This window comes from Leptolyngbya sp. ST-U4 (genome assembly GCF_039962215.1).
Taxonomy (GTDB): domain Bacteria; phylum Cyanobacteriota; class Cyanobacteriia; order Elainellales; family Elainellaceae; genus Leptolyngbya_A.
On record NZ_JAMPKZ010000036.1, the window covers coordinates 25,516 to 34,893 of the forward strand.

Genomic DNA, 9,378 nt, shown 5'->3' on the forward strand with positions numbered 1-9,378 from the left:
GCCGTGTCCCGCATGGTGATCTCGTGCTGACGCAAGCTGTTGTTGGTGTTCATGATGCCCAACATATTCTTCTGCCTGCTGAAGCTCGTGATGCCTTCCTTGGGGGCCAGAATTTTGATGCCCGTGATGATGGTCATGCTGCATAACCCCCCCTGTAAATGCTAGAAGTATGATGCGAAACCAGATATCACCATCTCAGACAGAAGTACCTTTTGCTGTATCGATGCTCCTAATTCTCAAATACCACATAAAAGTGAAACGGGGATGAGGTTTCTAATTTTATTTATAATTCGTTATTCATGAGTTGGTTTGCTAATTTCATTGCACCTCAATCTAACCACTATGAAAGAGGAAGTGCTAAGAGTTCATGCTGATTTTAATTTTTGTGCTAAATACTACAAATTCAGTTGTTGCGAAGGAGTGAACTTCTATGAAACGTCTGATTCTCGCAAGTCTCTTTGCTGCTGATCTTAGTGCTGTGTTTGCAGCAACAACCCAAGCTCAAAAACTGCTTTCTGACGATTCCAATCCTTCTGATCTTGGCAATACTACTGTTGATACCAGTCAGATAATTAATCCTACTCCCCGACGATAGTTGGCAATTTCTATTCTCTAAATTCAAAGTAGCCCTGGAGAAGGCTGCTCTAATTTAGGAGATGAACAAGGTGGCTTCAGGAGAAACAAATTTCATCCTGATTTGATATTTCCATGCAATACTGCTTTTCAACTTTTGTGAAGACTTCGAACCTGTACTGTTACCCCTGCCTCAGGAAATGCCGATGGCTCTTACTCCCAAACGCTCTGATCTAATGACAAGAGATCGCTTTGCTGGAATGTGTCTTAGCCTGCTGCTGCTAATGACCTCATCTGAAGTATTCGCTCATACAGGGCACGGTGACGAGTTTCATCAGAATCAGTCGGCTCAGTCAGCAAGCGCGATCGACATTGATGCTGAAACAGCAGAGCGGATGGGATTAAAAGTAGAACCCGTAGCCCGTCAAGCGTTAGCATTTGGGGTACAAGCAACCGGACAAATTGAAGCTTCCCCTAGCAAAAGGGTAAGAGTTACGAACCCTGTAGGTGGAACAGTGGTCAAGCTGTTGGTGGAACCAGGGCAAACTGTTGAAGTGGGGCAGCCCTTAGCTGTGATCACCAGCGGCGAACTGGCAGATCTAAGAGTTACTGCACTAGAAAATTCTGCAGAGCGGCAGGGGGATGTGCAACAGGCTCAAGCCAACTTGCGATTGGCGCAACAAACCTATGAGCAACAACAGCAGATTGCTTTAGCTGCCATTAATCAGGCTCGGACAGAGGTGAAAGTTGCTCAAGAGCAATACGATCGCGACAAAGAACTGACAGAGCAGGGAGCAATTCCCAGACGAGAATTCTTGGAGTCGGAGGCGCACTTGGCAACGGTACGACAAGCGTTGACTGAGGCTGAAAGTCGGCTAGAGGTATTGGAAGCTCGAACTGAATTAGAGCGTGCTCAAACGGCTGTTCAGGTTACCCAATCTCGTGCTCAACTGAGTGCAGTCACTTACAGAACTCGACTGCAACAATTGGGAGCAGAGGCAAATTCAGATGGCACGATTACCATCAAAGCCCCTATTACAGGCACTATTGCTGATCGCGAAGTCACGCTCGGTCAATCGGCTCAGGATGCGGGCGCAATCCTGATGACTATCGTGGACGATCGCGTGGTGCTGGCAACTGCTAACGTCTATGAGAAGGATCTAAGTCAGGTCGCTCAGGGACAGCGAGTACGGGTTACAGTGTCAGGTCTTCCCAATCAGGTATTTGAAGGACGGATCACTACGATTGGATCAGCTGTCGAAGGAGACAGCCGGGTTGTGCCAGTAAAAGCAGAATTAGACAACGCTGATGGAGCACTCAAACCAGGAATGTTTGCTGAACTGGAAGTGCTAACTGACCGCACCCCAGAACCCGTTGTCGTCGTTCCTGAGTCAGCGATCGTTGAGGCAAATGGTCAGCAGCTTGTCTTTGTCCAGAACGGCAACACCTTTCAGCCCATAGAAATAACGCTGGGCAGACAGGCTGGAAACTTGGTTGAAGTGAAAAGCGGACTGTTTGATGGCGATCGAGTTGTGACTCAACGGGCGAATCAACTATACGCTCAATCATTACGAGGTGGCACGGCAGAGCCAGAGCAAGCTGAAGCAGCCGAAGCAACTACAGTGCGTGCCCCTTTGCCGTGGTGGGTTGTCATCCTAGGAGGCGGGATGCTAGCGATCGGTACGTTTGTTGCAGGTGCTTTCTGGTCCAATCGTCGCAACCGCAGGCAACTCACTGCAACGATTAACCAACTGGAACATTTAGAAGGTTCTCACAACGGACATCACGCTCAGTCCAGGTCTGATTATGAGCCTGCTCTCCGCTCAGTAGAGGCTCATCAGCCAGAGTCTGAAGCTCGAACTCCGCCTCACCAGCATCACTGAGTTGCGTCCTAGCGATCGCTCTTAATTTAGTCAGTGATCGCCCTACTAACAATTAAATTCCTATGCTGAGTTCTATCATTCAATGGGCCATCGCCCGCCGCTGGCTGGTGATTTCGGGCGCAATGATCCTAACTATCTGGATCTTTCGCACCATTATTCAGATGCCGCTGGATGTATTCCCCACGTTTGCACCACCGCAGGTCGAAATCCAAACGGAAGCACCGGGACTGGCTCCAGAAGAAGTGGAATCGTTGGTGACATTGCCGATCGAAAGCGCAATCAATGGCACACCAGGCGTGAGTGCAGTACGGTCTTCCAGTGCAGCCAGTATTTCAGTGGTGAGAGTAGTTTTCAACTGGGGCACCGATATCTATCAAGCCCGACAGCTTGTGACGGAACGATTGCAGTCTGCTGAAAGCAAACTGCCAGAAGGGATTGAAACCCCGCAAATTGCACCCATCAGTTCGCCCATTGGCACGATCGTCACCTATGCCTTCACATCCCAGACAATTGACTTGATGGAAATGCGGCGAATTGTTGATTGGCAAGTCACAAATCGCCTTCTAGCAGTGCCAGGAGTCACGCAAGTCATCGTGTTTGGTGGCGATGAGCGGCAGTACCAAGTTCTAGTATCCCCAGAAAAACTACAGGCGTTCAACGTTTCCCTTCAAGACGTATCAGAAGCAGTGGCGGCGGCAAACGTGAATGCGCCAGGGGGGTATTTGATTACGCCCGATCGCGAAAAACTGATTCGAGGCATCGGGCGAATCGAAGACATTGAAGCCTTGAAGCAATCTGTGATTACGGCTCGCAGTGGCACACCTGTCAGAATCACAGATGTTGCCGATGTGAAAATTGGCGCAGCCGTGAAGCGCGGAGATGCCAGCGTCAACACCCAAAAAGCGGTCGTGGCGATCATCAACAAACAGCCCCAAGCCGACACGCCGACCGTCACCCGCGCCGTTGAAGCCGCAATGACCGAGGTAAAAGCTGGGTTGCCAGAAGGGATCCAGGTAGACACGACCTTTCGCCAAGAGACTTATATTGATGCGTCGATCGAAAATGTGCGGACAGCCTTAATCGAAGGCAGCATCATCGTTGCCTTGATCCTGATTCCGTTCTTAATGAACTGGCGCAACTTGGCGGTCTGTTTGGCGGCGCTGCCTCTGTCTTTACTGGTTGGTGTGCTGGCACTCAACTGGCTCGGACAGGGCTTGAACACTATGACCCTGGGAGGATTGGCAGTGGCGATCGGGTCTGCGGTCGATGATGCGATCGTGGATGCCGAAAACGTCTACCGCTGCTTACGAGAAAATAAATACTCTCCCCATCCCCGCCCGGTTTTAGAGGTCGTGTTTGATGGGTGTCAGGAAGTGCGCGATTCCGTATTTGGAGCCACCATTATTACGATCGTCGTCTTTTCTCCTATCTTTGCACTCACAGGCGTAGAAGGCAGCATTTTCATCCCAATGGGGTTGGGCTACTTGGCAGCGGTATTAGCTTCCAGCGTTGTCGCCTTGACCGTCACGCCTGCGCTCTGCGCGATTCTGCTGCCCTATGGTCGCCTGCCTGAACGCGAACCCTGGGTTGCTCGGTTCTTCAAAAGAATCTATTTACCACTGCTCACATTTTCAATGCGGCGATCGACCGTTATTTTAGGCATTGCAGTGGCAAGTCTAGTGGCGGCGGCGATCGTTGTGCTCTCATTTGGACGCATCTTTCTCCCAGAATTTCAGGAGCAATCGTTGGTCAACACGCTGCTGCTTTATCCCGGTTCATCGTTGGACGCAACGAACGGTGCTGCATCCGTACTGGAATATAAGCTGAAGGATAATCCTAACTTTCAGAGCATTCAAGTGCGGTCAGGACGGGCAGCCGGCGATGCTGATGCCGCAGGTGTGAATCTAACTCACCTGGACGTGGAGTTGAGCGAGATAGGGATGAGAGACCGCGAAGCCAGTGTGGAGCTGTTACGCGAGGAGTTTAGCAAAGTGCCGGGAGCCGCACCCAACGTGGGGGGCTTCATCTCCCACCGCATGGACGAAGTGCTCTCAGGGGTCAGAAGCGCGATCGCCGTCAAAATCTTTGGACCTGAATTAGAACAACTTCGTACTCTGGGACAGCAAGTGAATGATGTGATGCAATCGGTTGAGGGCATTGTTGATCTCCAGCTTGAACCACAGATTCCAGTTGAACAAGTTCAGATTCAGTTCGATCGCGTTGCTGCTGCCCGATATGGTTTAACCATTAGGCAACTTTCAGAAACGATCGAAACAGCGCTCAATGGACGAGTGGTTTCACAAGTTTTAGAGCAACAGCAAACCTTTGACTTAGTGGTGTGGTTGGAACCAGAAGCCCGCCAAAGCCTGGACACGATTGGTAACTTAATGGTTGATACGCCCGGTGGCAATAAAATTCCGCTGGCTCAGGTGGCAACGGTTCAAGACGGCACAGGACCGAACACGATTAACCGTGAAAACGTCTCTCGCTTGATTGTGGTAGCCGCTAACGCTCAAGGGAGAGATTTGCGATCTGTCGTAAACGATATTCAGGCAAAGGTTAATCAGCAGGTGCAGATTCCTGCAGGTTATTACATCCAATACGCAGGACAATTTGAAGCGGAAGCACGGGCATCTCAAAACATTTTGCTCTTCAGCGCGATCGCCTTTGTCGTGATTACGATCATCATGTATCTCTCGGTGAAATCAGTGGCTTCCACCGCCATGATTATGATTAACCTGCCTCTAGCGTTGGTTGGCGGCGTGATCGCTGTTGCACTGACAGGAGGCATCTTGTCGATTGCCTCGCTGGTAGGGTTTGTGACGCTGTTTGGGGTTGCTACCCGAAATGGGTTGCTGCTGGTAGACAACTACAACACCAAGTTTGCCGCCGGAATGCCGTTGAAAGACCTCCTGATCCAAGGATCGATGGAACGGCTCAACGCCATTCTGATGACGGCGTTTACCTCAGCGTTAGGATTAGCACCCCTTGTCTTAGCAGGTGGACCTGGAAAAGAGCTACTGCAACCCCTATCGATCGTTGTTTTGGGTGGACTATTTACCTCTACCGCCCTGACGCTGCTGATATTACCCGCGCTTTACGCGAAGTTCGGCAAGTACCTTTTCCCCAAAAGGTCGGTCGTTGAGAACGGCAAAGTCTCTCAACCAGAGATGGAGCGGATTCAAGGAAATGTTTAACCGTTGGGTCAGCAGTTTTTTCACCCACTAACACTGCTTTGTCAGAGCCGACTTCATCTTGTCAGTTTTTCATTTAACTCATTCAAGGAACTAAGCCATGAAAGTTAACAAATTCTTTACCGCTATTGCTGTTAGTTTGGGGCTGCTGTTGGGAGCCTGTGCTAGTGGTGGAGAGCAATCTGCTTCGGACGCTCCTGCGGCAAGTCCGTCTGTAGCAAGCTCCCCTGTGGACGAATCTCCTGCTGCATCCCCTGAAATGGCAGACCATTCTGCACCTGCTCAAGGCGGGCAAGTGGTTGAAGTCGGAGCGTATCACTTAGAGCTAGTTGCAGCACCAGAAGCAAGCGGAACCCACTTGGATCTTTTCCTACAATCTGGTGATACTCATGAGGCAATCGAAGGAGCAACGGTGACAGGTCAAGTTCAGCTACCCGATGGCTCTCAGAAGGAAGTTGATTTTGAATATGATGCACAGGGCAAGCACTACACAGCGTTATTGTCTGAAGCAGCATCCGGTGAATATAAAGTTGCTGTTCTCACTGATATCAACGGTGAAAAAGTGAACGGACGCTTTAGTTTTACTAAGTAGATAGGTTTTTATCAGGAAGTTTAGCTGCCGTTTTAACAATTAAATAAGGCAGGCTGCTTGCATTCTCTATCTTAAAATTGGGAATACAAGCAGCTTTATTTGATCAGATGGAATTCCGGTTTTAAGCAGTAACAATACCCATATATTCTAGAAATACTAAACCTTTGTAGTGAAAACTTACATGCTACGTTTATTATGCAAGCTGTTTATTGCAGTAGAAAGTGTAATTTCAATCACAAGTTTCATCCTCATTTCACATTTTTTCGTCATACTTAAAAAAAGAAACCAAAAGGAGTATATCCATGAAGAAAGTAATTTCTGTCTGTCTGATTGCTGCTACTCTTGCTGTTGCAATCCTGCCTGCTAATGCTACTTCTGGGAAGTATTCTTCTCAAGAGGAACATCGTCGCCATCATCGCGAACAGGTGATTAATAACTAATTTACAGCTTCTTGAGCTATGAATTAAAGCTAGTGTGCAGTGAATAATATCAGTTTTGAATGCTTCAAAAACGCTTGCTTTCATTAGGAGGTTTTTGAAGGTAAACTGTCACTGTTTCACTAACCGGATTGTTTGAATACTCTACTCGATTATTTTATTAATTTGAGTAGAGTGTTTGTTGATAAACATTTTAAGGAATTAAGCTATCTCTAAATTTCAGGATTTTAGACTAAAGAAGATAAGGATTGAATTTGTTGAAACAATATATGGGCTTTACGACTAGAATTGCTTAAAGCAGTTAAATCTTTAAGAAGATCTTGAGATGAGGGTTTTGCTTGTTGAAGATGAGCCAGATTTGGGTGCAGCTCTAGAGCGATCGCTCAAACGCAAGAAGTATGTAGTGGATTGGGTCACGGATGGTACCGAAGCGTGGCGGTTTCTCGAAAGTTCCCGGATTCCATACACTGTTGCGATCTTTGATTGGTTGGTGCCAGGACTATCTGGCATTGAACTTTGTCAACGACTCAGAGCCAAGCAGAATCCATTACCTGTACTGTTGCTGACGGCAAGAGATCGAATGGAAGACCGCGTCATGGGACTCGATGCCGGAGCCGATGATTACTTGATCAAACCCTTTGGCATGGCAGAATTGCTTGCTCGGCTGCGGGCGCTCCAGCGGCGATCGCTCCAAATTCAGCCCCCTCAACTGCAAGTTGGCAACCTCATTCTCGACTACAGCACCTCAACGGTTTCAATTTCCACTCCTGTAAGAGAGTCACAGAAAATTCTGCTGACTGCTAAAGAATTTCAGCTGCTGGAATACTTTATGCAACACCCCAATCAAATTCTCTCTCGTGATCAAATCATTGATCGCATCTGGCAAGCGGAAGCAGACTTCAACAGCAATGTGGTGGCAGCTCAAATGCGCTTATTGCGGCGGAAACTGACAGAGTATGGCTACGATCATCTGATTGAAACGGTTTATGGCCTGGGCTATAAGCTCAATACTCATGAAACATAGCCAAATTTTTCACACCACTCGACTGCGATTAGCAGGGCTATATGCCGGAACGATGGGAGTTATTCTCACGATTTGTGCTGTAGGTTTTTATGAAGCAATGGCACATAGCCATTTCTCCGAGTTAAATCACCGGATTGAAACGGTTGCTGGAACGCTGCATGATGGACTAGAAGCCTCTTTGCAAGAACCCAGCAAACTGGAGCCTGTTGTGCAAAAATTTGTTCCGACTCTATGTATTGCTGGAACAGATTGCTCATCTAACTCTACAGCCTTACATTACCTAGGAGTATTCCAGGAGAATGGCTATTACATTCGCTTCTTAAGTTTGTCTGGACAGTTATTAGCCAGTGGGGGGCAGGTGCCAACTGACTTACCCGCCCAGATCGAAACCGAACTTTGGCAAACGCTAGAAGCCCCTGACGGAACTCGTTATCGGCAACTGTCCTTACTGCTCAAAACCGCAAATCAAGATTCCTGGGGATATATGCAGGTCGGGCGATCGCTGTCTGAACTCGATGGGCACATGGTTTGGGTCAGGCTGAGTCTGCTGATTGGCTTGCCCAGTGCCATGCTGCTCGTTGTGGTTGCCAGTTGGTGGCTTGCCGGACAAGCCATGCAGCCCGTCTATAGGTCTTACCGCCAAATGCAACAATTCACCGCCGATGCTGCCCATGAACTCCGCACTCCATTAGCGGCAATTCAAGCAAATTTAGAATCGACCCTCACAACTGATGCAAGCGATGCCGATGCCTGGGATACCCTTCGTACTGTAGAGCGCCAAAACAGTCGTCTATCCCGGCTCGTTCATGATTTGTTGCTCCTCTCCCGTATGGACTTGCAAGGACTTCCTACTAAACAGAATGCCTGTAATCTCAATGATTTAGTAAATGATTTAGTTGAAGAGTTTTCGGCACTCGCACTTGCTTCCAACATCTCACTAACAGCAGACATTCAGACAAATACATCAATTACTGTATTTGGCAGCGAAGAGCAACTCTATCGTTCAGTGGCTAATCTAATCACGAATGCAATTCAATACATCCCTAGTGGAGGTAAAGTCACCGTTCACCTCAAGCAAGAAGACCATCATGCGTTGATTCAGGTTCAAGATACCGGAATTGGCATTCCACATAAAGAACAAGCACGGATATTCGATCGCTTCTATCGAGTCAATAGCGATCGCTCTCGTCATACTGGAGGAGCAGGCTTGGGTTTAGCCATTGCACAGGCGATCGTACAAGCTCATCAAGGCACAATTCAGGTACAGAGTGAGCTAAGCAAGGGAAGTGTTTTTAGCATTCGTTTACCATTAAGAAGCAATTTTAAGATGGCGTAACTTTTGAAGCAATTTTTGGAGTGGGTGCTTAAGACAACGAGATTGACATCGAGCGTTTGTCGTTCCGTCGTTTTGCGACACAACCCAAACAGATCAAGCATCGGATGCTGTCCGCCTACTTGATTCAGCAGCTTAAATTTCCGTCCGTTCTCATGGTGCTTGCGTAAGTCCTGTTAGAATTTTCGTCTGGTTGGGGTATGGCAACGATTCTGACGAAAAAGGGTCATATAGCTTTACGGATACACGTTCGAACAATGGTTGAAGGCAGCATCGACACAATCGCGAAAGCTATCAAATTCATCCCAGCGTTGACGCATCCAATTCTTGAGCACGAACCAC

At 48.1% G+C, this 9,378-nt stretch carries 7 protein-coding genes and 1 pseudogene; 7 read left to right on the top strand and 1 reads right to left on the bottom strand.

The window, feature by feature from the left end; all coding sequences use genetic code 11:
• Positions 1-430 precede the first annotated feature (430 nt).
• The 7 genes from NDA02_RS24795 (at position 431) to rppB (ending at position 9,039) form a co-directional block, all read left to right on the top strand.
• Positions 431-595: a hypothetical protein gene (locus tag NDA02_RS24795; protein WP_190791268.1), complete on the top strand. Its 165-nt coding sequence runs from the start codon at positions 431-433 to the stop codon at positions 593-595.
• A gap of 184 nt (positions 596-779) precedes the next feature.
• Positions 780-2,456: an efflux RND transporter periplasmic adaptor subunit gene (locus NDA02_RS24800; protein WP_348256124.1), complete on the top strand. Its 1,677-nt coding sequence runs from the start codon at positions 780-782 to the stop codon at positions 2,454-2,456.
• 62 nt (positions 2,457-2,518) lie between these two features.
• A complete protein-coding gene (locus NDA02_RS24805) occupies positions 2,519-5,653 on the top strand; it encodes an efflux RND transporter permease subunit (RefSeq protein WP_348256125.1) in 3,135 nt (1,044 codons plus the stop codon).
• 97 nt (positions 5,654-5,750) lie between these two features.
• Complete coding sequence (locus tag NDA02_RS24810; protein ID WP_348249431.1) at positions 5,751-6,242, top strand: hypothetical protein; 492 nt, start codon at positions 5,751-5,753, stop codon at positions 6,240-6,242.
• A gap of 302 nt (positions 6,243-6,544) precedes the next feature.
• The gene (locus NDA02_RS24815) at positions 6,545-6,682 is read left to right on the top strand and encodes a hypothetical protein (protein ID WP_190793052.1); all 138 of its coding nucleotides are present in this window, start codon (positions 6,545-6,547) and stop codon (positions 6,680-6,682) included.
• A gap of 322 nt (positions 6,683-7,004) precedes the next feature.
• Positions 7,005-7,703, top strand: a complete 699-nt coding sequence (gene rppA, locus NDA02_RS24820) for a two-component system response regulator RppA (RefSeq protein WP_190793051.1) — start codon at positions 7,005-7,007, stop codon at positions 7,701-7,703.
• On the top strand, positions 7,693-9,039 hold the full coding sequence (gene rppB, locus NDA02_RS24825) for a two-component system sensor histidine kinase RppB (RefSeq protein WP_190793050.1): 1,347 nt from the start codon (positions 7,693-7,695) through the stop codon (positions 9,037-9,039). Before rppA ends, rppB begins: the two co-directional genes overlap by 11 nt.
• Before the next feature lie 233 nt (positions 9,040-9,272).
• Here the strand turns inward: rppB and NDA02_RS24830 are convergent.
• Positions 9,273-9,378 (bottom strand): annotated as a pseudogene (locus NDA02_RS24830) (IS630 family transposase); the annotation flags it as partial.